22 protein-coding genes are annotated in these 26019 nt (G+C 73.9%); 14 read left to right on the plus strand and 8 right to left on the minus strand.

Going from position 1 to position 26019, the window contains the following annotated elements; translation table 11 throughout:
- Positions 1–3: 3 nt before the first annotated feature.
- The 4 genes from eccCa (at position 4) to J3R08_RS29590 (ending at position 6951) form a co-directional block, all read left to right on the plus strand.
- The gene (eccCa, locus tag J3R08_RS29575; protein WP_209963576.1) at positions 4–3942 is read left to right on the plus strand and encodes a type VII secretion protein EccCa; all 3939 of its coding nucleotides are present in this window, start codon (positions 4–6) and stop codon (positions 3940–3942) included.
- A gap of 109 nt (positions 3943–4051) precedes the next feature.
- Positions 4052–5353, plus strand: coding sequence for a type VII secretion-associated serine protease mycosin (mycP, locus tag J3R08_RS29580; RefSeq protein ID WP_374102414.1), 1302 nt, complete (start codon positions 4052–4054; stop codon positions 5351–5353).
- Positions 5354–5400: 47 nt separating this feature from the next.
- Positions 5401–6195, plus strand: a complete 795-nt coding sequence (locus J3R08_RS29585) for a phosphatase PAP2 family protein (RefSeq protein WP_209963582.1) — start codon at positions 5401–5403, stop codon at positions 6193–6195.
- A 30-nt stretch (positions 6196–6225) separates the two neighbouring features.
- A complete protein-coding gene (locus tag J3R08_RS29590) occupies positions 6226–6951 on the plus strand; it encodes a phosphatase PAP2 family protein (RefSeq protein ID WP_209963585.1) in 726 nt (241 codons plus the stop codon).
- 15 nt (positions 6952–6966) lie between these two features.
- Here J3R08_RS29590 and J3R08_RS29595 read toward each other — a convergent pair whose 3' ends face one another.
- The 6 genes from J3R08_RS29595 to J3R08_RS29620 all read right to left on the minus strand — a co-directional run bounded on the left by J3R08_RS29595 (position 6967) and on the right by J3R08_RS29620 (position 12356).
- Positions 6967–8145, minus strand: coding sequence for a MarP family serine protease (locus tag J3R08_RS29595; RefSeq protein ID WP_043327876.1), 1179 nt, complete (start codon positions 8143–8145; stop codon positions 6967–6969).
- 76 nt (positions 8146–8221) lie between these two features.
- Complete coding sequence (locus J3R08_RS29600) at positions 8222–8914, minus strand: CoA pyrophosphatase (RefSeq protein WP_043327875.1); 693 nt, start codon at positions 8912–8914, stop codon at positions 8222–8224.
- Positions 8911–9513, minus strand: coding sequence for a TlpA disulfide reductase family protein (locus tag J3R08_RS29605; RefSeq protein WP_043327874.1), 603 nt, complete (start codon positions 9511–9513; stop codon positions 8911–8913). Before J3R08_RS29605 ends, J3R08_RS29600 begins: the two co-directional genes overlap by 4 nt.
- Positions 9513–10292 (minus strand): endonuclease III, encoded by a 780-nt coding sequence (gene nth / locus J3R08_RS29610; RefSeq protein WP_064446796.1) that lies wholly within the window; start codon positions 10290–10292, stop codon positions 9513–9515. Before nth ends, J3R08_RS29605 begins: the two co-directional genes overlap by 1 nt.
- Before the next feature lie 59 nt (positions 10293–10351).
- Positions 10352–11491, minus strand: coding sequence for a CapA family protein (locus tag J3R08_RS29615; protein WP_051611570.1), 1140 nt, complete (start codon positions 11489–11491; stop codon positions 10352–10354).
- 187 nt (positions 11492–11678) lie between these two features.
- The gene (locus J3R08_RS29620; RefSeq protein ID WP_043330858.1) at positions 11679–12356 is read right to left on the minus strand and encodes an adenosylcobinamide amidohydrolase; all 678 of its coding nucleotides are present in this window, start codon (positions 12354–12356) and stop codon (positions 11679–11681) included.
- Positions 12357–12575: 219 nt separating this feature from the next.
- Between J3R08_RS29620 and J3R08_RS29625 the strand changes: the two genes are divergently transcribed.
- The 10 genes from J3R08_RS29625 (at position 12576) to J3R08_RS29670 (ending at position 23990) form a co-directional block, all read left to right on the plus strand.
- The gene (locus tag J3R08_RS29625) at positions 12576–13253 is read left to right on the plus strand and encodes a Crp/Fnr family transcriptional regulator (protein WP_007466162.1); all 678 of its coding nucleotides are present in this window, start codon (positions 12576–12578) and stop codon (positions 13251–13253) included.
- A gap of 114 nt (positions 13254–13367) precedes the next feature.
- Positions 13368–14111 (plus strand): metallophosphoesterase, encoded by a 744-nt coding sequence (locus J3R08_RS29630; RefSeq protein ID WP_043327871.1) that lies wholly within the window; start codon positions 13368–13370, stop codon positions 14109–14111.
- A 104-nt stretch (positions 14112–14215) separates the two neighbouring features.
- On the plus strand, positions 14216–14836 hold the full coding sequence (locus J3R08_RS29635; protein WP_043327870.1) for a TetR/AcrR family transcriptional regulator: 621 nt from the start codon (positions 14216–14218) through the stop codon (positions 14834–14836).
- Between the two features lie 30 nt (positions 14837–14866).
- Positions 14867–15661 carry a TIGR03084 family metal-binding protein gene (locus tag J3R08_RS29640; protein WP_064446797.1) on the plus strand — a complete coding sequence of 265 codons (795 nt, stop codon included), beginning with the start codon at positions 14867–14869 and terminating at the stop codon, positions 15659–15661.
- A complete protein-coding gene (locus tag J3R08_RS29645; protein ID WP_209963587.1) occupies positions 15658–17334 on the plus strand; it encodes an acyclic terpene utilization AtuA family protein in 1677 nt (558 codons plus the stop codon). The genes J3R08_RS29640 and J3R08_RS29645 overlap by 4 nt, the downstream gene beginning before the upstream one ends.
- Positions 17331–18470 carry an acyl-CoA dehydrogenase family protein gene (locus J3R08_RS29650; RefSeq protein ID WP_043327867.1) on the plus strand — a complete coding sequence of 380 codons (1140 nt, stop codon included), beginning with the start codon at positions 17331–17333 and terminating at the stop codon, positions 18468–18470. Before J3R08_RS29645 ends, J3R08_RS29650 begins: the two co-directional genes overlap by 4 nt.
- Entirely contained in the window at positions 18467–20074 is a 1608-nt protein-coding gene (locus J3R08_RS29655; RefSeq protein WP_069088221.1) for an acyl-CoA carboxylase subunit beta, read from the plus strand. The genes J3R08_RS29650 and J3R08_RS29655 overlap by 4 nt, the downstream gene beginning before the upstream one ends.
- Before the next feature lie 13 nt (positions 20075–20087).
- Positions 20088–22103 carry a biotin carboxylase N-terminal domain-containing protein gene (locus J3R08_RS29660; protein ID WP_209963590.1) on the plus strand — a complete coding sequence of 672 codons (2016 nt, stop codon included), beginning with the start codon at positions 20088–20090 and terminating at the stop codon, positions 22101–22103.
- A complete protein-coding gene (locus tag J3R08_RS29665; RefSeq protein ID WP_043327864.1) occupies positions 22100–23263 on the plus strand; it encodes an acyl-CoA dehydrogenase family protein in 1164 nt (387 codons plus the stop codon). Before J3R08_RS29660 ends, J3R08_RS29665 begins: the two co-directional genes overlap by 4 nt.
- Before the next feature lie 274 nt (positions 23264–23537).
- A complete protein-coding gene (locus J3R08_RS29670; RefSeq protein WP_043327863.1) occupies positions 23538–23990 on the plus strand; it encodes a hypothetical protein in 453 nt (150 codons plus the stop codon).
- Here J3R08_RS29670 and J3R08_RS29675 read toward each other — a convergent pair.
- Positions 23977–25443 (minus strand): serine/threonine-protein kinase, encoded by a 1467-nt coding sequence (locus J3R08_RS29675; protein ID WP_209963592.1) that lies wholly within the window; start codon positions 25441–25443, stop codon positions 23977–23979. The two genes, J3R08_RS29670 and J3R08_RS29675, sit on opposite strands and share 14 nt — an antisense overlap.
- A 30-nt stretch (positions 25444–25473) precedes the next feature.
- The gene (locus tag J3R08_RS29680) at positions 25474–25932 is read right to left on the minus strand and encodes a hypothetical protein (RefSeq protein ID WP_043327862.1); all 459 of its coding nucleotides are present in this window, start codon (positions 25930–25932) and stop codon (positions 25474–25476) included.
- Between the last annotated feature and the right edge of the window lie 87 nt (positions 25933–26019).

The raw sequence follows: 26019 nt of genomic DNA on the forward strand, positions 1-26019 counted from the left end.
TGAGTGTCCACTGTCGTCATCAAGCGGCCGCCACGCCGCCCGGCGCCGGAGATTCCGGTCGGCGAGCTGCCGGTCGAGGCGCCGCCGGAGATCCCGGTGGCTGCCGGCGGGCGCTGGCAGCAGGCGCTTATGGTGCTGCCGATGCTCGGCGGGACGGTGGCCATGGCGATGATGTTCGGCCGGGGCGGCGGGGCCTACTCGTACGTGGTGGGCGGCATGTTCGGCCTCTCCTCGCTGGCGATGCTGGTGACCACCTGGGGCAGCGCCGGGCCGAAGAAGTCCGAGCTGATGGCCGCCCGCCGGGAGTACCTGCGGCACCTGGCCACGCTGCGCCGCCGCGTACGGGAGACCGCCGGCGCGCAGCGGGCCGGCCTGTCCTACCGCCATCCCGATCCGGGGCGACTCTGGTCGACTGTCGACAGCCACCGGGTCTGGGAACGGCGGCCCGGCGACGGGGACTTCGCCGTGGTCCGGGTCGGTGTCGGGCCGCAGACGCTGGCCACCCCGCTGGTTCCGCCGGTCACCCGCCCGCTGGAGGAGCTGGAGCCGATGACGGCCGGGGCGCTGCGGCGCTTCCTGGACGCGTACTCGGTGGTGCCGGACCTGCCGGTGGCGCTGTCGCTGCGCAGTTTCGCCCGGGTCTTCGTGCGCGGGCCGGCCGGCCCGGTACGCGGCGCCGGATCGCCCGCCGCGCAGGCGCTGGCCCGGGCGGTGCTCACCCAGCTCGCCGTCTTCCACGCGCCGGACGAGCTGCTGATCGCGGTCTGCTCCGGGCCGGAACGCCGGGCCGCCTGGGAGTGGGTCAAGTGGCTGCCGCACGCCCACCACCCGAGCCGTACCGACGCGCTCGGCCCGGTGCGGCTGGTCACCAGTTCCGCCGCCGACCTGGAACGGCTGCTGCACGACGTGCTCGGCGCCCGGTCGCGGTTCAGTCCGCACGGCGTGGCCACGGACGGGCCGCACGTCGTGGTGGTGCTCGACGGCGGCGACCTGACCGGGGCCACCGACCTGGCCGGCGACGGCGGCATCGACGCGGTCACCGTGCTCGACCTGGACACCCCGCCGCCCCGGCTGCTCGACCGGTACGCCCTCCTGCTCGACCTGGTCGACGGCCGGCTGCACTCGCACTCCGCCGAGGGGCACGCCGAGGTGGGCGCCGCCGACGCGCTGGCGACCGCCGACGCCGAGGCGGTGGCCCGGCGGCTCGCGCCGCTGCGGCTCGCCGGCACGGTACGCGGGCCGGACGCGCCGCCCGGCGCCGAACCCGGCCTGCCCGAGCTGCTCGGGCTCGGTGACCCGGACGGCTTCACCGCAGAGCAGGGCTGGGCGCCCCGGGCCGCGCGGGACCGGCTGCGGGTGCCGATCGGGGTGGGCGCGGACGGCGGCGCGATCGACCTCGACCTGAAGGAGTCGGCGCAGGACGGCATGGGCCCGCACGGCCTGCTGATCGGCGCGACCGGCTCCGGCAAGTCGGAGCTGCTGCGCACGCTCGTGCTCGGGCTGGCCGCCACGCACAGCTCGGAGCAGCTCAACTTCGTGCTCGTCGACTTCAAGGGCGGCGCCACGTTCGCGCCGTTCGAGCGGCTGCCGCACACCGCCGCCGTGATCACCAACCTGGCTGACGCGCTGCCACTGGTGGACCGGATGGTGGACGCGATAAACGGTGAGCTGATGCGCCGGCAGGAACTGCTGCGCCGGGCGGGCAACTTCGCGAGCGTGCGCGACTACGAGCGCGCCCGGGCGGCCGGCTCGCCGCTGGCGCCGCTGCCGTCACTGCTGCTGATCTGCGACGAGTTCTCCGAGCTGCTGTCCGCCAAGCCCGACTTCATCGACCTGTTCGTGCAGATCGGCCGCCTGGGCCGGTCGCTCGGGGTGCACCTGCTGCTGGCCAGCCAGCGGCTGGAGGAGGGGCGGTTGCGCGGGCTGGACACGCACCTGTCGTACCGGATCGGGTTGCGGACGTTCTCGGCGCTGGAGTCGCGGACGGTGCTGGGCGTGCCGGACGCGCACGAACTGCCGCGCAGCCCGGGGCACGGCTACCTGCGTTCCGGCACCGACCCGCTGGTGCGGTTCAAGGCCGCGTACGTCTCCGGCGCGGTCCACCGGCGCGGCGGGCCGGCGGGCGCGCCCGACGCTGGTGAGTCGCGGGTGCTCGCCTTCTCCACCCATCTGGTGCCGGTGCCCGAGCCGGCCACGCCCGCCGCCCTCCCCGCCGAGGACGACAGCGGCGAGACGCTGCTGGACCTGCTGGTGGACCGGCTGTCCGGGCAGGGCCCGCCGGCGCACCAGGTGTGGCTGCCGCCGCTGGACGCCTCGCCCGCCCTGGACGAGCTGCTCGGCCCGGTCGGCGCCGACCCGGCACGCGGGCTCACGGTGGCGAATCCGGAGCTGCACGGGGCGCTGCAGGTGCCGGTGGCGGTGGTGGACAAGCCGTTCGAGCAGCGGCGTGACCTGCTCTGGCTGGCGCTGGACGGCGCGGCCGGGCACGTCGCGGTGGTCGGCACCACCCGCAGCGGCCGGTCCAGCCTGCTGCGCACCCTGGTCTGCGCGCTGGCGCTCACCCACACCCCGGCCGAGGTGCAGGTCTACTGCCTCGACTTCGGCAGCGGCACGCTGGGCACGTTGCGCGACCTGCCACACGTGGGCGGTGTCACCGGGCGCTCCGACGGCACCGCGGTGCGCCGTACCGTCGGCGAGGTCGCCGGCCTGCTCGCGGAGCGGGAGCGGCGCTTCGCCGAGGCGGGCGTGGAGTCGATGGCCGCGTGGCGACAGCGCCGGGCGGCGGGCGCGACCGACGCCTTCGGCGACGTGTTCCTGGTGGTGGACGGCTGGAACACCCTGCGCGGCGAGTACGAGGACCTGGAACCGCTGGTCACCGAACTGGCCACCCGCGGCCTGGCGTACGGGGTGCACGTGGTGGCGACCGCGCTGCGCTGGTCGGACTTCCGCCCGGCGATCCGCGACCTGTTCGGCTCCCGCCTGGAGCTGCGCCTGGGCGACCCGGCCGACTCGGTGGTGGTCAAGCGGGCGCTGGCGGCGACGGTGCCGGAGGAGCGGCCGGGGCGGGGCATCACCGCCGGCGGGTTGCACTTCCTCACCGCCGTGCCCCGGGTCGACGCGCTCGGCGGCGAGACCGCCGACCTGGTGAAGGCGGTCGCCGGGGCGTGGACCGGTCCGCCCGCGCCCCGGGTGCGGCTGCTGCCGCCGGTGCTGCCCTACGCCGAGCTGGACCAGAGCGCGACAACCGGGCTGGCGTTCCCGATCGGCGTGGCGGAGGCGGACCTCGCCCCGGTGGTGCTGGACTTCGCCACCGAGCCGAACTTCATGGTCTTCGGCGACGCCGAGTGCGGCAAGTCGTCGTTCCTGCGCGCGCTCGCCACGTCGATCGTCAACCGGTTCACCCCGGAGCAGGCCCGGGTGATGCTCGTGGACTACCGGCGCAGCCTGATGGGCGTGATCGACACTCCACACCTGATCGGGTACGGCACGGCGGCGCCGCACACCGCCGAGCTGATCGAGTCGGCCGCCGGCTACCTCGCGGGGCGGCAGCCCGGACCGGAGGTGACCCCGGCTCAACTGCGCAGCCGGTCCTGGTGGCAGGGGCCGGAGCTGTTCGTGTTGGTGGACGACTACGACCTGGTGGCCGGCGGCCCGACGAACCCGCTGCGCGCGCTGGAGGAGCACCTGCCGCACGCCCGGGACGTCGGGCTGCATCTGGTGCTGGCGCGGCGGACCGGCGGGGCGGGACGGACCGCGTACGAGCCGATCGTGCAGCGACTGCGGGAGTTGTCCACGGCCGGGCTGGTGATGTCGGGCGGCCCGGAGGAGGGCGCGCTCGTCGGTCAGGTGAAGGCCGGGCCGCTGCCGCCGGGCCGGGCCCGTCTGGTCACCCGTCGTGAGGGGGTGCGCCTGGTGCAGTTGGCGCATCTTCCGCCCGGGTGATCCGAAGTGCCGAGTTGGCCCGTGACGGCCGGGACAACCGGTAATCTCCGAGCGGCATGTGTCTGACGCGACGGAACGGCTGGGGAATGTGACCAGGGATCGGCAGGGCCTGCCCGGTGGGCCGCCCCGGCGCGTCGCCCGGCGCGCGTTGCTGGCCGTCGCGTCGGCGCTGGTCGTCGTCGCCGGTCCGCTGACGCCGCCGGCACAGGCCGGCGGCGTCAGCGGACCGGTCGCCGCCTCTCAGCGGCAGTTGGCGGCTCCCGACCGGGTGCTCCGCGGCGACCACGTCCGCGACGAGCAGTGGCAGTTGGAGAAGCTGCGGGCGAAGACCGCCTGGCGCACCTCGACCGGGCGCGGCGTGGTGGTCGCGGTGATCGATTCCGGTGTGGACGGATCGCATCCCGACCTGGCCGGCCAGGTCCTGCCCGGCCTCGACCTGGTGACTCCGGACGGTTCGGACGGGCCTGATCCGGTGGGGCACGGCACCACCGTGGCCGGGCTGATCGCCGGGCGGGCCGACGACGACCGGGGCGTGGTGGGGCTGGCGCCGGACGCCAAGATCCTCCCGGTCCGGGTGCTCGACGCCGATAACCGCTACGACGACGCGCTCATCATCGCCAAGGCGGTGCGCTGGGCGGTGGACAACGGCGCCGGAGTGGTCAACCTGTCGCTGGGCGGCAGCAGCGACAGCGCGGCCCTGGCCGCAGCGCTCGACTACGCCTTCGCCCGGGACGTGGTGGTGGTCGCCTGCACCGGCAACCTGGCCACCTCGACGACCACCAAGGTCTGGTATCCGGCCCGGGAGCCCGGCGTGCTGGCCGTCGCCGGGCTGGAACGCTCCGGCGAGAACCTCTGGTCCGGCTCGATCACCGGCCACGAGACGGTCCTCAGCGCACCCGCCACCGCGCTCTACGGCGCGCGGCCGGAGGGGGGCTACTGGCGGGTGCAGGGGACGAGCTTCGCCGCGCCGCTGGTGGCCGCGACCGCCGCGCTGGTCCGCTCGCGGTACCCGAAGATGTCCGCCGGGGACGTGGTCAACCGGCTGATCAGCACCGCCCGGGACCTCGGCCCGACCGGACGCGACGACCGGTTCGGCTACGGCCTGGTGGACCCGGTGGCGGCGCTCACCGCCGACGTGCCGTCGGTGGGTCACAACCCGCTGGACGACAACGACTCTCCCGGCGTGGTGGGCTTCGGGCCGGCCCCGGAGGACGGACGCGACACCCGGGCCGCGGCGGCGGGCCGCGGCGGCGACCCGCTGGGGCGTAGGCCGGAGGGCTGGTCGGCGCTGCCGGCGGGGCAGACCGTCGTGGGCGCCCCGGAGCGGCTCTGGAGCGGCCTGGCGCTGTTCGTGGCGCTGATCACCGGCAGCGCGCTGATGGTGCGCCGGTTCCGGCAGATCCGCCGCTGACCGACGCGGCGGTCTGACCGCGCCCGTTCCTGGGTAGGGAAGCCCCCATGGACACCACCGGGGCGACTGTCACGCGCCGCCGGTCGTGGCGGAGCCGCCGCCTCGACCGGGACCACTCACTGGGTCTGCGGCTCTCCCTGGCCACCGCCGCCGCGTTCCTGGTGCTGATCCCGTTCGCCCTGCTCGCGCTGCTGGTGCTCGGCGCCTGGTCGCCGCTGCTCCGGCTGGACGCCTCGATCACCGACGCGTTCCACGGGTACGCGCAGGACCATCCCGCCTGGGTCGCGGCGATGACGGTCTGGACGCACGTCTTCGGGCCCGGCCCGCTGCGGGTGGCCGCGGCAGTGGTGGCGGTGTGGCTGTTCCGGCGCGGCGCGTCCCGGCTCGCGGCCTGGGTGGTCGTCACCATGATCGCCGGTGGGCTGCTCGGCGCGCTGCTCAAGCTCCTGGTCGGGCGGGACCGGCCGGACCTGCTCGAACCGGTGGCCCGGGCGGCCGGTTACTCGTTCCCGTCCGGTCACGCGCTCAACGCGGCGCTGGCGGCCGCGGTGCTGTTGCTGGTGTTCCTGCCGTTCGCCCGGGACAGCCGCGCCGGCCGGATCATGCTGTGGGCCGCCGCGCTGCTGGTGACTGTGGTGACCGGGCTCAGCCGGATCGCGCTGGGCGTGCACTGGACCAGCGACGTGGTGGGTGGCTGGGTGCTCGGGGCGGCGGTGGTGGCCGCGACCTCGGCCGCGTTCGCCACCTGGCGCAGCGGATCCGGGCGACCGTCCGCCCGTCCGCTCCGCGAGGGCGTCGAGCCGGAGCTGGCCGATCAGCGGCCGGAGGACGGCCGGGCGTAGCCGGAGCCACCACGGGGTACAGGCGAGCCCATGTCCGATGTCGTGATCCGAGTCACCCGGCGTGTCCTGCTGCCGCTGGCCCTGCTCTTCGCGCTGATGGTGGGTCTGGGCCTGCTGGTGACCCGGGTGCTGGCGCGTACCTGGCCGTTCACCGTGGAGGACACGGTCAACCGGGAGCTGGCCGGCGATCGCACGCCGGGCTGGAACGACGTCTCGCTGGTGTTCAGCACGCTCGCCAGCACCCAGATGATCGTCGTGGTCACGGTGCTGGCGGCGCTGGTGCTGCGGCTGGTGCTGCACCGCTGGCGGGAGCCGCTGTTCCTCTGCGCGGCGGTGACCGCGCAGGCACTGATCTTCCTGTTCACCACGATGGTGATCGACCGGAACCGTCCGGCCGTCGAGCACATGGACGCCTCCCCGCCGACTTCGAGCTTCCCGTCCGGGCACACGTCGGCGGCCACCGCGCTCTACGTGGGTCTCGCGGTGCTGCTGGCGCTGCGGGCGCGCAGCACCCCCGTGAAGGTGGGCTGGTGGGCGCTGCTGGTGCTGGTGCCGGTGGGCGTGGCGCTCACCCGGATGTACCGGGGCATGCACCACCCCAGCGACGTGGTCGCCTCGTTCCTCAACGGCGGCGCCTGCGTGGCAATCATGGCGCGGGCGGTGCTCGACCGCACGCTCACCTGGGTTCGCGCCCGGCTGCCGCTGTCCCGCTCCGGCGACGAGGCGACACCGGCGGGAGCGCCGGCGGGCGGCTGAGCGCCGCCGGCCGGCTCAGGTGCACTCGCCGGTGGCCACTCCCCGGGTACGCTCCGCGCCCGCCAGCGCCACCGGCCGCGCCTCGGCCGCTGTCACCGCGAAACCGGTGTTCGGGTCGTCCGCCGCCGCCGCGAAGATCACGCCGAGCACCAGCCCGTTCGAGGAGACCAGCGGGCCACCGGAGTTGCCGCTGCGGACCAGCGCCCGGATCGTGTAGATCTCCCGGGTGACGTCCCCGGCCGAGTAGATGTCCGGACCGGTGATCCGGTCGACGTCCCGGATCCGGGCCGGGCGGGCGTCGTACGGGCCGTCGAGCGGGAAGCCGAGCACGATCGCGTCCGCGCCGGTGGCGGCCTGACCGGCGGCGAAGCGCAGCGACGGGCCGGGCAGCCCGGGAACGTAGAGCACGGCGAGGTCCCGGTCCGGGTCGTAGACGACGACCTCGCCGTCGTACCGCTCGCCGCGCAGCTCCACCGCCACCGAGCGGGTGCCGGCGACCACGTGCGCGTTCGTCATCACCCGGTCGTCGGCGTACACGAAGCCGGAGCCCTCGATGCGGCGCGAGCAGCTCGGCGCGGAGCCCAGCACCTTCACCACCGACCGCCTGCTGTTCTGCACCACCTGCGAGTTGGCCAGCGCCGGGTCGGGCGGGGCGACCTGCCGGGCCCGGGTCGGCGCGAGATCGCCGAACACGTCCGGGAAGCCGTTGGTGTCGACGGTGTCACGCAGCGCGGTGGACAGGTCCTGCGCCTTGTCCGGCAGCACCTGGTCGACGACGGTGAGCAGCGCGCTGTTACGGACCGAGGAGGCCAGCCACGGCACCGAGGAGGAGCCGAGCGGCACGGCGACCAGCCAGGCCACCAGCATGACCGCGATGACCGAGATGAACGCGCCACCGACGTCGTCGACCTTCCGCCCGGCCGGCCCGGTGATGGCCGCCCGCAGGTTGGAGCCGAGCCAGCCGGCCAGCGCCTGCCCAAGCACCGCGAGCCCGAAGATCGCCACCAGGGAGACCAGCACGCGGGTGCCGCTCGCCGTGAACTGCTGGGCGATCAGCGGCCCGACCTGGAGGCCGAGCAGCGCGCCCAGGAAGAAGCCGGAGAACGACAGGGCCCCGATGACGAAACCCTGACGGTATCCGCTGATCGCGAACACGAGCATGAGCAGGAGAAGGACGAGATCCACGGCGGACACGCCCCAAGGGTACGGGCACCGGGCCCGTGCTCGGCTCAGCGCTCGCGGAACGTGACCCGAGGATGCGTACCGGTGATCAACGCACGGGTGTCTCGTCGGCCGGTTCGGTGCCCGCCGACGGCGCGGGTGTGGCGTCGACCGGCGGCAGCTCCACCACCCGTGAGCGCGGCCAGGGCCGGGACCAGCCGCCCATCTCCAGCAACCGGTCGATCACGCCGGCGGTGAAGCCCCAGACCAGCATGCCGCGCACCGAGAACGCCGGGCCGGTCCAGCCGCTCGGATGACGGACCCGCATCCGGTTCTCCGGGTCGACCAGCTCGGTGACCGGCAGCCGGGCCACGTGCGCGACCTCGGCCGGCTCGCGCGGGTGCACCGGGTGCGGGTCGTGCCACCAGGCGAGCACCGGCGTGACCACGAAGTCGCTGACCGGGATCCAGAGCCGGGGCAGCTCGGCCAGCACGGTGACGCTGCCGGGGTCGAGCCCGACCTCCTCGTTCGCCTCGCGCAGCGCGGTGGCGCGGGCGTCGGCGTCCTCCGGGTCGGCGGCGCCGCCGGGAAACGCCGGCTGACCGGCGTGGTTGCGCAGCGTCGCGGCGCGCTGGAGGACCAGCACGTCCGGCCCGGCGCCGGGCTCCTCACCGAGCAGCACCAGCACGGCGCTCTCCCGGCCGCCGCGCTCCGGCGTGACGATGCGGGTGAAGTCTTCCGCGCGCGCGGTGCCGAGCCGGCCCAGCAGCGGGTCGAACCACCCCGGCGGCCGTCGGGTCATACCTTCACCCCGAGGTGGCGCTGGAGCAGCGCGGCGAGGCGGGCGTCGTCGAGCGCGCCGGTGGCGTCGGTGTGCCGGATCCGCCCGTCGGCGTCGACGAGCACCGTGAGCGGGAACGCGTTGCGTTCCAGCGCGCGCTGGAACGCGTCGCCCTGGTCGAGCAGCATCGGGAAGCCGACGCCGTAGTCCTCGCCGATGGACTGCGCGCCGCCGCGGCTGTCCCGGCTGTTCACGCCGATGACCTGGAACCGGCCGTCGGCCCGCTCGCTGAGCCGCTGGAACGCGGGCAGCTCCTTGCGGCACGGCGGGCACCAGGACGCCCACACGTTGATCACCGCCGGGCCCTTGACGTCGCGCAGGTTCACCGGCGCGCCGCCGGTGAAGCAGTTGAGCGTCAGGTCGGGGAGCTGGTCCCCGGCCTTACCGGCGGGCGTCGGAGCCGCGGCGGCGGGCACGACGGTCAGCGGAGCACAGTCGGCGAACGGCGAGGGGCGCTCGGCCCGGGTCGCCGGCGCCGGACGTTCCGGCTCGTCGGCCGTGGCGGTGCAGCCCGCCACCGCGAGCAGCAGCGGGACGAGAAGGTACGCGAGACGGCGCATCACGGCACGTCCGCCGCGGCGGCCTGCTGCGGCACCAGGTCGGGGTCGAGGCCGACGGCCACCGCCAGGTCACGGGCCCGGGGGCCCTTGAGCAGCTTGGCCGCAGCGGCCGGCTCGGTCGGCCCGGTGCCGTACGCGGGACACAGCTTCGCCAGCGTGCACGCGCCGCAGGCAGGCTTGCGGGCGTGGCAGACCCGGCGGCCGTGGAAGATCACCCGGTGCGACAGCATCGTCCAGTCGCGCTTCGGGTAGAGCGCGCCGATCGCGTGCTCGATCTTCACCGGGTCGGTCTCGGTGGTGAGCGCCCACCGCTGCACGAGCCGCTGGAAGTGCGTGTCGACGGTGATGCCGGGGACACCGAAGGCGTTGCCGAGGATGACGTTGGCGGTCTTGCGGCCGATCCCCGGCAGCGTGACCAGGTCGTCCAGCCGGCCGGGCACCTCGCCGTCGTACCGCTCGCAGAGCGCGCGCCCGAGGTTGATCAGGGAGCTGGTCTTGTTGCGGTAGAACCCGGTGGGCCGGATCAGCTCCTCCAGCTCGGCGCGGTCCGCCCCGGCGTAGTCGGCCGCGGTGCGGTAGCGGGCGAACAGCTTCGGCGTGACCTCGTTGACCTTCTTGTCGGTGCACTGGGCGGACAGGATCGTCGCGACTGCCAGCTCCAGCGCGTTGGAGTGGTCGAGTTCACAGTGCGCGTCGGGGTGCGTCTCGGTCAGCACGCGGCCGATGCGCCGGGCGCGGCGCGTACGGCCGAGGTCGGTCTCGGGGGAGCGCGTGGTCACGTCGGCCAGCCTACGTCGCGGGGCCGACGCTCCGGCGGCTCGGCGCGGTGGTCGTGCGCTCAGCCACCCGCGGGCGCGGTGATCCTCCCGGTCGCGTCGAGCTTCGCCCCGGTGTCCGGGAAGTCGGCCCCGTTCAGCTCGCGGACCAGCCCGAGGCCACGGTTCTGCCGGTCGACCGACGGGCGTCCCACTCCGTTCATCACGGTGGAGGTGAACGTGCCGCCGACGAACTTCCCCTCGGCGGTGAGCGACACCTTGAGCACGCCGCCCCAGCCGAGTCGCCCGGAGCTGTTCAGCGACTTCCCGCCGCCGGCGAAGTTGCCCAGGCTGTACGCGATCAGCCGCCCCTTGTAGAACTCCATCCCGCGAAGCACGTGCGGACCATGGCCGATGACCAGGTCGGCCCCGGCGTCGATGACCGTGCGGGAGAAGCGGATCGGGTCGCCACGGTTCTCGCCGAAGAACATCTCGGTGCCCGGCTTCACCCGGGTCTTGTCCGACCCCTCGGCGCCCATGTGCACCTGCACCACGACGATCTGGGCCGCCTCCTTGGCCATCTCGATCACCTGCTTGGCGGCGTTCAGGTCGACCAGGCTGTTGGACCAGGGGTACGACGAGAAGCCCACCACGGCGACCTTGACGCCCTTGACGTCCACCACGGTGATCTCACCGGGCGCGCCGGTGTGCTTGAGCCCGTGCGCCTCCAGCGCCGACTGGGTGTTCTCGTAGCCCTGGCGGCCGTAGTCGTAGCCGTGGTTGTTGGCCTGGTTGAGCAGCTGGAACCCGGCCGAGCGCAGGTGCGCGGCGTAGCCGGGCGGCGCCCGGAACTGGTAGCAGTTCTTCGGCTGCGGGCCGCACTTGCCGGCGCCGGTGTCGTCGGTGAGCGGCTCCTCCAGGTTGCCCATCACCAGGTCACCCTTGAGCGCCGACTTCACGTCGTCGAAGAAGCCCTTGCCACCGTTGGGCGGCAGCCGGTCCGGGGCGTTGCCCATGATCACGTCGCCGGTCGCGGTGAGCGAGATCGACGGCTCGTCGGGGGCGTTCGGCGCCGCGGGCTGGTCACCGGTGGCGGGTCCGGCCGCGCCGGTCGACCCGCCGCCCTGACCGGCCTGCCACCTCGCGTCGCCGCCCGATCCGCCGGCGTCACCGGCGCAGCCGGTGGCGAACAGGACGGCGGCGAGCGCGGCGAGCGCGGCCAGACGGGTCCGGACCGCGCCTCGACGAGGTCCGGGGAGGGCTGGGCGCGGCGCGGCGACGGCGGCGCGGCGGGCACGGGGCACAGAACGGGCGGGAGCGTACATCGTCGGCGACGCTACCGTCCCCGGAACGCCGCGACGAGGGCCGATCGGTCGGAAAACCCGGCGTGTCGCATGTGAGGGGCGCACGTCAGCCCGCCCGCCGGTCGGACCAGGGCACCACGGTTCCGGCGCCGCCCGAGCGGACGGCGGCGTGCACGGCCCGGGCCAGTGGCGCGCCCCAGGCCGACCGGGGCCCGCCGTACGGGGCCGGATCGCCGTCGGCCGGGCAGAGCACAGTCACCGCGTCGGTGGGGGTGCCGGTGGCAGGCAGTCCGAGTTCCCAGATCGCCTGCGCCTTCGCCTCGGTGGCGGTGGCCACCGCGTTGACGAGTGCCGCGTCGCCGAGCCGCTGCGGCACGTACGCGACGATGTTGACCGTGCCGACGCGCTGCGCGGGCTCGGGCACGGCGGGCCGCGCCGGCTCGGGCGCGGCGGCCCAGACCGGCGTGCCCAGGCCGACGGTCGCCCAGACCCGGACGCCGCCGTCGGCGCGGCTGACCACCTCGGTCACGTCCACGCCGGTCAGCAGCCCGACGCCGGGTCCGCCCAGGCCGAGGCCGTGCGCCAGTTCGGCCAGGTGCGCGGCGGGGTCGTCCCGGTCGTACGACATCGGCACCGTCGCGTTCAGCACCCACCCGCGGACGCCGATCCCGCCGCCCAGCGGAGCGGAGCCGACCGCCAGCAGCGGCGTCTCGGGCCGCCAGACCAGCAGGGGGATGTCCCACCCGGCTTCGGACCGGGTGGTCAGGAACGGCTCACACAGCACGCCGGTCACCCTACGATCACAGGAGGGAACGGGTGGCGCCGGCCCGGACCGGAAGCGGGATCTTAGCTGCTCACCGGGTCGGGCGGGTTACGCCCAACGATCAAGATTCCAGGGGTGCACCTCTGATTCCTACTCATGTGCGCCTAGACTGGCGGCGCGCGAGGGATCAGCGGACGGCGGACCCGGCCGACGGACGGCACGCGCAGGCGGAGGTGCGCGATGGACGAGGTACTGGCCCGCAGCGGGATCTTCCAGGGTGTCGACCCGGAGGCTGCCGAGGCGCTCGCCAAGGAGATGGAGACGATCGAGGTCCGCAAGGGCGAAATCGTCTTCAACGAGGGCGAACCCGGCGACAGTCTCTACATCCTCCTGTCCGGCAAGATCAAGGTGGGTCGCCGCGCGGCGGACGGCCGGCAGAACCTGATCGCCGTGATGGGCCCGTCGGACATGGTCGGTGAGCTGTCGCTCTTCGACCCCGGTCCGCGTACGGCGACCGCCACCGCGGTCACCGACACCCGGCTCGTACGCCTGCGCAAGCAGGCCCTGCGGCCGTGGCTGAACAACCGGCCCGAGATCGCCGAGCAGTTGCTGCGGGTGCTGGCCCGCCGGCTGCGCCGGACCAACGACTCGCTCGCCGACCTGATCTTCACGGACGTGCCGGGTCGGGTCGCCAAGAACCTGCTCCAGATGGCCGGCCGCTTCGGCACCCGCGACGGCGGCGTGCTGCGCGTGACGCACGACCTCACCCAGGAGGAGATCGCCCAGCTCGTCGGCGCCTCCCGGGAGACCGTCAACAAGGCGCTCGCCGACTTCGCCTCGCGCGGCTGGCTGCGACTGGACGGCAAGAGCATCATCATCCTCGACCCGGAGCGCCTGGCCCGCCGCGCGCGGGTCTGACCTCCGTACCGGCTTCTCCGGCCCGGCCCGCCAACGCGCGGAGCCGGGCCGGTGCCGTCTCTGCCCGGCGCAGAATTGCTGGACCTTCCGGGTACGGGTCGCCAGGCTGAGGCGATGCCGGATCGTGTCGCCGTTCTCTCCGACATCCACGGTGTGCTGCCCGCGCTGGAAGCAGTGCTGGCCGAGCCGGACGTGGCCGCCGCCGACCTGATCGTCCTCACCGGCGACCTGGCGGCCGGTCCGCAGCCGGTCGAGGTGCTGGACCGGTTGGCCGCGCTCGGTGACCGGGCCTGCTGGGTCGGCGGGAACGCCGACCGGGAGCTGGTGCAGGCGCGTGCCGGGGCGGCGTCCCCGATCGAGGTGTCGAACTGGGCCGCGGGGCAGCTCCGCGACGACCAGGTGGCCCGGCTGGCCGCGCTGCCGCCGTCCGTCACGCTGCCGGTCACCGGTCTGGGCGACGTGCTGTTCTGCCACGCCACCCCGCGCGACGACGAGGAGGTCGTGCTCGTCGACTCGCGGCTGGACCGCTGGGCGGAGGTCTTCGCCGGCCTGCCGCCCGAGGTCGGCACCGTGGTCTGCGGGCACACGCACATGCCGTTCACCCGGCTGGCCGACCGCCGCCTGGTGGTGAACCCGGGCAGCGTCGGCATGCCGTACGGGGGCGCGGGCGCCTGGTGGGCGCTGCTCGGTCCGGGCGTGCAACTGCGCCGTACGCGCTTCGACGTGGACGCCGCATGTGCCCGGATCGCCACCGAGTCCGCCTTTCCGGACGCGGCGGCCTGGGCCGACGAGTACGTCCGCTCCCGCCACTCCGACGCCGACGCGCTCACCGTCTTCGCTCCGCGCGACGGCCGCTGAGGCGTTAAAAAGGGGCCCTTCCGCTACCGCAGGCGTTAACAAGGGCCCCCTCCTTCAAAAAAGTCAGGCTTGACTGTTTGTTTTGGGGGCGGCAGGCTGATGGCGTGTCCACCGCACCGAGCCGAGTTCCGCAGCAGGAGCGCAGCCGCGCCACCCAGGCCCGGCTGCTGGAGGCGACAGTCGACTGCCTGGTGGAGCACGGCTGGTCTGGCACCACCACGACAGTGGTGGCGGCCCGCGCCGGGGTCTCCCGGGGCGCCCAGCTGCACCACTACCCCACCAAGGCCGCGCTGGTCACCGCCGCCGTCGCGCACCTGACCGAGCGCCGGGCGGCCGAGCTGCGCGCCGAGGCGGCGGCCCTGCCGGTCGGCCCGCAGCGGCTCGACGGCGTGGTCGACCTGCTCGCCGCCTCCTTCACCGGCCCGCTGTTCGCGGCCGCGCTGGAGCTGTGGGTGGCCGCGCGTACCGACGCCGAGCTGCGCGCCGCGCTGGTGCCGCTGGAGGCGCGGATCGGCCGCGAGATGCACCGGCTCACCGTCGAGCTGCTCGGCGTGGACGAGCGCAAGCCGGGCGTACGCGAGTCGGTGCAGGCCACGCTCGACCTGCTCCGCGGCCTCGGCGTGGCCAACCTGCTCAGCGACGACTCGCCCCGCCGCGCCGCCCTGCTGCACACCTGGAAACGCCAGCTCGCCGCGCTGCTCACCCCCGAGAGCGAGCGGCACTGATCCCCTGACCCACCCCCGCCCGGAGGCACAATGGTCGACCTGACAGCCCTGCTCGCGGATCTGGCCGCCGAGTCCGAACAACTCGACGCGCTCGTCGCGGACCTGCCACCGGACGGATGGGAGCGGCCGACACCGGCCCCGGGCTGGACCGTCGCACATCAGATCGCACACCTGGCCTGGACCGACCACGTCGCCTACCTGGCGGCCACCGACGAGTCCGCGTTCTTCGCCTCGGTGATGGCCGCGCCGGACCCGTCGCGCCTGGTCGAGGACGGCGCCGAGTCCTTCCTCGCGCCCCCGCCTGCGCTGCTGGCCCGCTGGCGTTCCGGCCGGTCGGCGCTCGCCGGCGCGCTCACCGCCGTCCCGGCCGGGCAGAAGATCCCCTGGTACGGCACCAGCATGTCGCCCACCTCGATGGTGACGGCCCGGCTGATGGAGACGTGGGCGCACGGCGAGGACGTGGCAGACGCGCTGGGCGTCAGCCGTACCCCGACGCAGCGCCTGCGCCACATCGCGCACCTCGGCTTCCGTACCCTCGGGCACGGCTTCGCCGCCCACGGCCGTGCGGTGCCCACGGCGCCGGTGCGGGTGGAGCTGACCGCGCCCGCGGGCGGTGACGTGTGGGAGTTCGGGCCGGCCGACGCGGCCGACCGGGTGACCGGCCCGGCGCTCGACTTCTGCCTGCTCGTCACGCAGCGCCGGCACCGCGCCGACCTGGCCCTGACCGCCACCGGGCCGGTGGCCGACGAGTGGCTGGACGTGGCCCAGGCGTTCGCCGGCCCGCCCGGTGACAAGCGGGAACCGGCGAGCGGAGTTCCCTCATGAGCGTGCTGCGGATCGGGAACGCGTCGGGCTTCTACGGCGACCGTTTCGCCGCCTGGCGGGAGATGCTCGACGGCGGCGAGCTGGACGTGCTGACCGGTGACTACCTGGCCGAGCTGACCATGCTCATCCTCGGCCGGGACCGGATGCGCGACCCGTCGCTGGGCTACGCCAAGACGTTCCTGCGCCAGGCGGAGGGCGTGCTCGGCACCGCGCTGGAGCGCGGCGTCACGCTGGTCACAAACGCGGGCGGCCTCAACCCGGCGGGGCTGGCCGACGCGATCCGGTCGCTCGGCGACCGGCTCGGCCTCCAGGTGCGGGTCGGGTACGTCGAGGGCGACGCGATCCAGCGGCCGGACGCGCTGACCGCCAACGCGTACCTGGGCGCGTTCGGGATCGCGGCCTGCCTGGACGCGGGCGCGGACGTGGTGGTCACCGGTCGGGTCACCGACGCCTCGCTGGCGGTCGGCCCGGCGATCGCCCGCTTCGGGTGGACCCGCGACGACCTCGACGCGCTGGCCGGGGCCACGGTGGCCGGGCACCTGATCGAGTGCGGCGCGCAGGTCACCGGCGGCAACTTCAGCTTCTTCACCGAACTGCCGGACGGCGGGCACCGGCCCGGTTTCCCGATCGCCGAGCTGCACGCGGACGGCTCCTCGGTGCTCACCAAGCACGCCGGCACCGGCGGCGCGGTGACGGTCGAGACGGTCACCGCCCAGCTGCTGTACGAGGTGGGCGGCCCGGACTACCTCGGGCCGGACGTGGTGACCCGGCTCGACACGGTGCGGCTGGAGCAGGAGGGCCCGGACCGGGTCCGGGTGTCCGGGGTGCGCGGCACGCCGCCGCCGGACACGCTGAAGGTGGGCGTCAACAACCTGGGCGGCTTCCGCAACTCGATGACGTTCGTGCTGTGCGGGCTGGACATCCCGGCCAAGGCGGCACTGGTCCGCGCCCAGATCGAGGAGTCGGTCGGCACGGAAGGGCTGGAGTTCACGCTGGCCCGTACCGACCACCCGGACACCGGCGACACCGAGGCGGCGAGCGCGCTGCTGCACGTACATCTGCGCGACGGCGACAAGTCGCGGGCCGGGCGGGCGTTCTCGGCGGCGGCGGTGGAGCTGGCGCTGGCCTCCTATCCGGGTTGCACGCTCACCACGCTGCCCGGTGACGCGACGCCGTACGGGGTGTTCACCGCCGACGCGATCGCGCAGGACGCGGTCGAGCACGTGGCGGTGCTGCCCTCCGGCGAGCGGGTGCCGATCCCGCCGCCGACGGTGACGAGCGGTTTGGAAGGGACCCTTGTACAACACGAGGCGTTAACAGGGGGCCCTTCCTTGCACGCCACCCGGCGGGGGCCGCTCGGTGAGCTGGTCGGCGCGCGCTCGGGCGACAAGGGCGGCGACGCCAACCTGGGCGTCTGGGCGCGTACCGACGCGACCTGGCCGTGGCTGCGCGACTGGCTGACCGTGGAACGGCTGGCCGAGCTGCTGCCGGAGACGGCGTCGCTCACCGTCGAGCGGTACGAGCTGCCGAACCTGCGCGCCGTCAACTTCGTGATCCGCGGGCTGCTCGGGCAGGGCGTGGCCGCGTCCACCCGGTTCGATCCCCAGGCCAAGGCGCTCGGCGAGCTGCTGCGCTCGCGAGTGGTCGACCTTCCGACGGAGGTTGCGGCATGACCATCGTGGACACGCCGGAACGCCGGCAGCTACGCGAGCTGACCCGCTCGTTCGTGGTCCGGGAGGTGCTGCCGCACCTGTCCGACTGGGAGCGGGCCGGCGAACTGCCCCGGTCGCTGCACGAGACCGCCGCGAAGGTCGGCCTGCTCGGCATCGGCTTCCCGGAGTCGGTCGGCGGCAGCGGCGGCGACCTGCTCGACTCGATGGTGGTCACCGAGGAGATCATCCGCTCGGGCGGGTCGTCGGGGCTGATCGCCGCGCTGTTCACGCACGGCATCGCGCTGCCGCACATGGTTCAGGCTCAGGACGAGGCGCTGATCGAGAAGTACGTCCGTCCCGCGCTCGCCGGGACGATGATCGGCGCGCTGGCGATCACCGAGCCGGACGGCGGCTCGGACGTGGCGGGCATCCGCACCTGCGCGGTACGCGACGGCGACCACTACGTGGTCAACGGCGCCAAGACGTACATCACCAGCGGGGTCCGGGCCGACTTCGTCACCACTGCGGTCTGCACCGACTTTCCCGGGTCGGGCTCGCTCAGCCTGCTCGTGATCGACAAGGGCACGCCGGGGTTCACGGTGGGCCGGCGGCTGGAGAAGCTGGGCTGGCACTGCTCCGACACGGCCGAACTGTCCTTCGTCGACGTCCGGGTGCCGGTGCGCAACCGGGTCGGCCCGGAGGACACCGGCTTCCTCGCCATCATGCAGCAGTTCGCCGCCGAGCGGCTGTCGCTCGCCACGCAGGCGTACGCGACCGCGCAGCGCTGCGTGGACCTGACGGTGCGGTGGTGCCGGGACCGTCAGACGTTCGGCCGGCCGCTCGTTTCGCGGCAGGTGGTGCGGCACCGGCTGGCCGAGATGCACTCCCGCACCGAGGCGGCCCGGGCGTACGTGCACGAGGTCGCCGAGCGGGTCGCCGCCGGGCAGCCGGTGGTGACCGAGGTGGCGATCGCGAAGAACGTGGCGGTGTCCGCGTGCGACTTCGTCGTCGACGCCGCGCTGCAACTGCACGGCGGTTTCGGCTACATGCGTGACGCCGAGGTGGAGCGGCACTACCGCGACGCCCGGCTGCTCGGCATCGGCGGCGGCGCCACCGAGATCATGAACGAGATCATCGCGAAGGGCATGGGCCTGTGAGCACGACAGTTCTGCAGAGCACGATCGACCCGTCCGCGCCCGCCTTCACCGCCAACCGGGAGGCGCTGCTGGAACGCCTCGCCGAACTGGAGGCGGCGCTCGACCAGGCGCGGGGCGGTGGCGGCGAGAAGTACGTGACCCGCCATCACGGTCGCGGCAAGCTGCTCCCGCGGGAGCGGATCGAGCTGCTGCTCGACCCGGACAGCCCGTTCCTGGAGCTGTCGTCGGTGGCCGCGTTCGGCACCGACTTCCCGGTCGGCGCCAGCACCGTGACCGGCATCGGCGTGGTCGAGGGCGTCGAGTGCCTGATCGTGGCGAACGACCCGACGGTACGCGGCGGCGCGATCAACCCGTGGTCGCTGGCGAAGACCCGGCGGGCGGGTGAGATCGCGGCGGCGAACCGGCTGCCGATGGTGAACCTGGTCGAGTCGGCCGGGGCGGACCTGCCCACCCAGGCGGAGATCTTCATTCCGGGCGGCCGGGTGTTCCGGGACCTGACCCGGCTGTCGGCGCAGCGGATCCCGACGGTGAGCGTGGTCTTCGGCAACGCCACCGCCGGTGGCGCGTACGTGCCCGGCATGTCGGACTTCACCATCATGATCCGGGACCGCTCGCAGGTCTACCTGGCCGGGCCGCCGCTGGTGAAGATGGCCACCGGCGAGGTCACCGACGACGAGTCGCTGGGCGGCGCGGCGATGCACGCCACCACGTCCGGCCTGGCCGACTTCCTCGCCGAGGACGAACGCGACGGGATCCGGCTGGCCCGGCAGTGCGTCCGCCGGCTCAACTGGCGCAAGCAGGGCCCGCCGCCCCGCAACCCGCACCCGCTGCCACCCCGGTACGACCCGGAGGAGCTGCTCGGCATCGCCAGCGCCGACCTGAAGGTGCCGTTCGACCCGCGCGAGGTGCTGGCCCGGGTACTCGACGACAGCGCGTTCGACGAGTTCAAGCCCGGCTACGGCACCGCGCTGGTGACCGGCTGGGGTGAGCTGCACGGCTACCCGGTCGGCGTGCTGGCGAACGCCCGGGGCGTGCTGTTCAGCGAGGAGGCGCAGAAGGCCGCGCAGTTCATCCAACTCGCCAACGCGGCGGACACACCGCTGGTCTTCCTGCAGAACACCACCGGTTACATGGTCGGCACCGAGTACGAGCAGCGCGGCATCATCAAGCACGGCGCCCTGATGATCAACGCGGTGTCGAACTCGAAGGTGCCGCACCTGACCGTCAACCTGGGCGCCTCCTACGGCGCCGGCAACTACGGCATGTGCGGCCGGGCGTACGAGCCGCGGTTCCTGTTCACCTGGCCGAACGCGAAGTCGGCGGTGATGGGCCCGGCGCAGCTCGCCGGGGTGCTGTCCATCGTGGCCCGGCAGGCAGCCGCCGCCCGGGGCCGCGAGTACGACGAGGACACCGACGCCGCCATGCGGATGATGGTCGAGCAGCAGATCGAGTCGCAGTCCGGCGCGCTGTTCCTGTCCGGGCGGCTCTACGACGACGGGGTGATCGACCCCCGGGACACCCGTACCGTCCTCGGGCTGTGCCTGTCGGCGATCCACAACGGACCGGTGAAGGGCGCCGACGGTTTCGGCGTCTTCCGGATGTAGGGGGCGTACTCAATTGATCACGAAGCTTCTGGTCGCGAACCGGGGCGAGATCGCCCGCCGGGTCTTCGCCACCTGCCGCGCCCTCGGCGTGGCCACCGTCGCCGTGCACTCCGACGCGGACGCCGACGCGCCGTTCGTCGCCGACGCCGACCAGGCGGTACGGCTGCCGGGGAACACGCCGGCCGAGACGTACCTGCGCATCGACGCCATCCTCGACGCGGCCCGCCGGTCCGGCGCGGACGCCGTCCACCCCGGTTACGGCTTCCTGGCCGAGAACGCCGAGTTCGCGGCGGCGGTGACCGACGCGGGCCTGACCTGGGTCGGGCCGTCCGCGAAGGCGATCGCGGCGATGGGCGACAAGATGGCCGCCAAGGCGCTGCTCGCCGACGCGGGCGTGCCGATGCTGCCCACGTGGACCGACCCGGCCGAGGTCACCGCCTTCCCGGTGCTGGTCAAGGCCGCCGCCGGTGGCGGCGGCCGGGGCATGCGGATCGTCCACGACGCGGCCGGGCTGGCCGAGGCCGTCGCGGGCGCGCGCCGCGAGGCCGCGGCGGCGTTCGGCGACGGCACGGTCTTCATCGAGCGGTACGTGGAACGCGGCCGCCACGTCGAGGTGCAGATCTTCGGCGACACCCACGGCACCGTCGTGGCCCTCGGGGTACGCGACTGCTCGATCCAGCGCCGCCACCAGAAGATCGTCGAGGAGGCGCCCGGCGTGCTGCCCGACGACGTGCGCGCGGCGCTGCACGAGGCGGCGGTGGCGGCCGGGCGGGCCGTCGACTACGTCGGCGCGGGAACAGTGGAGTTCCTGCTCGCGCCGGACGGGCAGGTGCACTTCCTGGAGATGAACACCCGCCTCCAGGTGGAGCACCCGGTCACCGAGCTGACCACCGGGCTGGACCTGGTCCGGCTGCAACTGCTCGTCGCCGAGGGCGAGCCGCTGCCGGTCACCACCACGCCGCCGGCCGACGGCCACGCCATCGAGGTACGGCTGTGCGCCGAGGACCCGGCTCAGGGCTTCCGTCCGGCCACCGGCACGCTGCACCGGTTCGCGATCCCCGGGGTCGCCGCCGAGTTCGGTCCGGCCCGGGGGCTGCGCCTGGACTCGGGTGTGGTGGACGGCTCGACGGTGAGCGTGCACTACGACTCGATGCTGGCGAAGCTCGTCGCCTGGGCGCCCACCCGCACCGAGGCGGCCCGCGCCCTGGCCGGCGCGCTGGCCCGCGCCGAGCTGCACGGCGTGGCCACCAACCGGGACCTGCTGGTCCGCGTGCTGCGCAGCCCGGAGTTCGCCGCCGTGGACGTCGACACCGGCTTCCTGGACCGGCACCCGGAGGTGTTCGAGCCGCTGCTGCCGGCCGAGCAGCTTCCGGTGGTGGCGCTGGCCGCCGCGCTGGCCGCTGCCGCCGCGCGCCGGGCCGCCGCCCCGGTGCTGGCCGGGCTGCCGTCGGGTTGGCGCAACGTGCCTTCCTTCCCGCAGGTCACCCGGTTCACCGGCCCGGGCGACGAGGAGATCGAGGTCCACTACCGCCTGGACCGCACCGGCGCCCTCGCCGAGTGGGGAAGGAAGGGCCCCCTCTTAACGGATCCGGTAGAGGAAGGGTCCCCTGTTAACACCGAGCTGCCGGTGGTCGAGCTGGTGACGGCCGCCCCGGACCGGGTGGTGCTCGACGTCGACGGGGTTCGCCGGGCCTTCCGCGTACACCGGGTGGGGTCGTCGGTCTTCGTGGACGGCCCGGACGGGGCGGCGAGCCTCACCGAGCTGCCCCGCCTGCCCCTGCCCACCGCGGAGCTGGCGGCCGGGTCGCTGCTCGCGCCGCTGCCCGGGGCGGTCACCCGGGTGCACGTCGAGGTCGGTCAGCGCGTCGCCGCCGGTGACCTGCTGCTGACGCTCGAAGCGATGAAGCTCGAACATCCCGTGCTCGCCCCCGCCGACGGCGTGGTGACGGAACTGCCGGTGCCCGCCGGCGGCCAGGTCGAGACGGGTGCCGTACTGGCCGTCGTGGACCCCGAGGAGGACCCCCAGTGAACTTCGACCTCACCCCCGAACAGGACCAGCTCCGCGATGCGGTACGGGAGCTGGGACGCAAGTACGGCCATTCCTACTTCGTGTCGAAGGCCAAGGCCGGCGAGCACACCACCGAGCTGTGGCACGAGGCCGGCCGGCTGGGCTACCTGGGCGTCAACATCCCCACCGAGTACGGCGGCGGGGGCGGCGGCATCACCGATCTGGCGCTCGTCTGCGAGGAGCTGGCCGCGACCGGCTGCCCGCTGCTGCTCCTGGTGGTCTCCCCCGCCATCGCCGCCACGATCATCAGCAAGCACGGCACGGAGGAGCAGCGCAAGAAGCACCTCCCCGGGCTCGCCGACGGCTCCGAGAAGATCGTCTTCGCGATCACCGAGCCGGACGCCGGTTCGAACTTCCACCGGCTCTCCACAGTGGCCCGCCGCGACGGCGACGACTGGCTGCTCAGCGGCCGGAAGATCTACATCTCCGGCGTGGACGAGGCCGGGCACGTCCTCGTGGTCGCTCGCACCGAGGACGCGTCCACCGGGAAGCTGAAGCCGGCGCTGTTCATCGTGCCGACCGACGCGCCGGGCCTGGAGAAGTCCAAGCTGGACATGGAGATCCTGTCGCCGGAGAACCAGTTCCTGCTCTTCCTCGACGACGTCCGGCTGCCCGCCGACGCGCTCGTCGGCGAGTCGCTCGACGCCGGGCTGCCGGCGCTGTTCGCCGGGCTCAACCCGGAGCGCATCACGGTGGCCGCGATGGGCGCCGGCACCGGCCGGTACGCGATCGACAGGGCGAGCGACTACACCGCCACCCGCAAGGTGTGGGGCGGGAACTCGATCGGCTCGCACCAGGGCGTGGCGCACCCGCTCGCGCACGCGGCGGTCCAGGTCGAGCTGGCCCGTCTGATGATCTACAAGGCGGCGACGCTGTACGACGCGGGTCGCGACCTGGAAGCGGGCATCTCCGGCAACATGGCCAAGTACGCGGCCGGCGAGGCCGCCGCGCTCGCCGTCGACACCGCCGTCCAGGCGCTCGGCGGGGCCGGCATGACCACCGAGTACGGCGTGTCGACGCTGCTCGGCGCGGTACGCGCGGGCCGGATCGCCCCGGTCAGCCGCGAGATGATCCTCAACTTCGTCGCCCAGCACGTCCTCGGCCAGGACAAGTCCTACTGACCGAGGTGGGCCCGGGGTACGGCGGGTGCCCGATCACCTGCCGTACCCCGGGGGTCCGTCACTGGGCGGTGTGGTCGAGGAGACCTCGGCCTCGCCACTCCCGGATCGACGCTCACGGTAGCGGCTTCCCAACCCGGAGCGATACGGCAGCCGGCCAACAGATGTAACGATTTGCTCGATCGACGCTTCTGCCGCTCCGAAGTGGAGCGTGACTGACGGGAAGCCGTCTCGGCCCGCCGGTTGACAGGTTGCCGCGCTGGGCCATGCTTGTCGGGTGAGATCGTTCCCGAAGCCCGATGCGCGGGCGAAGGCCGTCGTCGCGTCCCTGGCGACGGTTGCGGCGGTGGTGGCCCTCGCGGTGTGGCGCCCGCCCGGCATCCTGTCGGTCGTGCTGGCCCTGGTCTGCGTCGTGCTGGGCATGATCGCCGGGGTGACGATCACCGCGGCCCGCCAGCCCGTCAGCGGTGGTGGGCACACCCCGTCGCCCGAGACCTGGCTGCCCGAGGCCGGGTACGGAGTGGACGCCGACACGCTCGAGGCGATCGACCCCCGGGCGGTACGGAACCTGCGCGCCCCCGGCGGCCATCCGGTCGACGCGGACACGCTCGAGACGCTGGACCCGCGGGCGGTACGCGGCCTGCGGACGCAGACCGCGGTGGACGCCGACACGCTGGAGACGCTCGACCCGAGGTCGGTGCGGCAGAGCCGAGGGCTCAGCGGCCGGTGAGCGTGGGCCCGGCGAGCGCGTTCACTCCCCGCCCGGCCAGGCACCGGTAGGTGCGGTCGGCGTCGGTCTCCGGCGGCAGCACCTCGAGGTTCCATCCGTTCGCCGGGTCCGCGCCACTGACCACCCGGAACGTGTCGGGGTTGCACACCTTGCCGACGGCCGGGTCGGCGACCACCGCGTCGTGCTTGGCGCCGGCGAGACCGGCCGGCAGGTCACCCGCGGCGTACGTCTCCCAGGTGTGCTGGCCGTCGCAGGGCACCCGGCTCGCCTCGGCCCGGTCGCGGCGCAGCCGTACCGGACCGAAGCACTCCAGCTCGGAAGCGCACCGCGCGCCGGCCGGCAGCCGCACGTCGGCGGACGCGCAGCCGGGCACCGGCCCCCCGGCCACGCCGCTCGTCACCGGGGTCGGCGGAGCGGCGGGCGTGTGACCGGCGGCCAGCCAGCCGCCACCGGCCGACGCCGCCAGCGCGAGCACCCCGGCGCCGCCGAGGAACCAGCGCTTGGGCCAGCGGCGGGCCCGCGACGCCACGGTCGGGTGGTCGTCGTCGGCGGGCGGGCGCGGGTTCGGGCCGCCGCTACGGCGGTAGCGCTCGGCGCCGTCGTAGAGCGCGCCGCTGGCCGGGGCGCCGTCCAGCGGCAGCCCGGCGAGCAGGCCGCGCAACTCGACCGCGGAGGGACGCGCGCCCGGGTCGTTCGACATCCCCAGCCGGAGTACGTCGATCAGCTCGCCGGGCACCCCGGGCAGCCCGGGGATGGGCTGCTGGAACATCTCCAGCACGGTCACCAGACTCGGGTTGCGTTCCGAGTGCCAGCGCGGCGGCCGGCCGTACATCACCGCGTAGAGGGTGGCGCACAGCGAGTAGACGTCGACGGCCGGGCTGGGCGGGCTGTGGTTGAACGTCTCGGGCGGCGCGTACGCCGGGGTGAGCGCCTCCAGCATGACCGAGGAGTCACGGAACTCGGCGAGCACCGCCAGGCCGAAGTCGGCGAGCACCGCCGAGTTGAACTCGGAGTGCAGGATGTTTGCCGGCTTGACGTCCCGGTGCAGCACGCCCGCCGCGTGCGAGTGGGCCAGCGCGTCGGCGATCTTCACGCCGAGGTCGCGGGTCTCCTCCGGGCCCAGCGGCGAGGTGCGCATCCGCTCCGCGTACGAGCCGTCGCACAGTTCCATGATCAGGTAGGGGTGCTGGTCGACGGTGACCCCGACGTCGAAGAGGTCGACCACGTGGGGGTGCGACGACATCCGCCCGGCGGCGCGGGCCTCGCGCAGGAAGCGGGCCTGGTCGCGTTCGCTGTCCAGCGTCCGGTTCTCGATCTTGACCGCCACCTCGCGCCCCACCGAGATCTGGGTGGCCCGGTAGATGGTGGCGTAGCCGCCCCGGGCGAACACCTGCAGATCGGTCAGACCGGGCACGATTGGCAGCCGCACGGCGCCGGGCGGGGTCTCGGTCACGGTTCGAAAATACCCAACTGGTCCGGCCGCTCAGCGGGCCGCGTCGGTGGCCGGCACCGGATCCGGCGCGGAGTCGTCAGTGGCGGTGCCCGCCCGGCGCGCGTCCCACCACAGGCCGACGGCTGTCGCGACCGCGCCCAGCCCCTCCCACGCGGCGACCGCGAAGAACCGGTCCGGCGCGACGTCGGACAGCACCGCGATGGTGAAGACGGTGAACGTGACCAGGCGGAACCAGACCGTGAAGCGGTAGAACGGCCGCCACTCGGTGGCGACGGCGAGCAGGTAGTAGACCCCCATGTTGAACGAGGCCATCGACGACGCGGTGAGGAACGTGCCGGTGTAGTCGCCCGGGGCGCGTTCGGCCGGCACCTCGAAGCCGAGCAGACGAAGCTGAGTCTCCGGCCAGATCAGGCCGAGCGCGCCGAGGAGCAGCGCGAGGAGCCCGAAGACCGCGATCGTCCAGCCGGCGCCCGAGCGCGGCAGCCTCATCGTCCCTCCCCAGCGTGGTCCGCCGGTGACGCAGGCGCGCACCGGGAGGCGGCAGTCGATCCACGACTGTCGCCGCCCACGCTAACC

Origin of the sequence: Micromonospora sp. HB375, from assembly GCF_017872985.1 — a bacterium.
GTDB classification, from domain to species: Bacteria; Actinomycetota; Actinomycetes; order Mycobacteriales; family Micromonosporaceae; genus Micromonospora; species Micromonospora chalcea.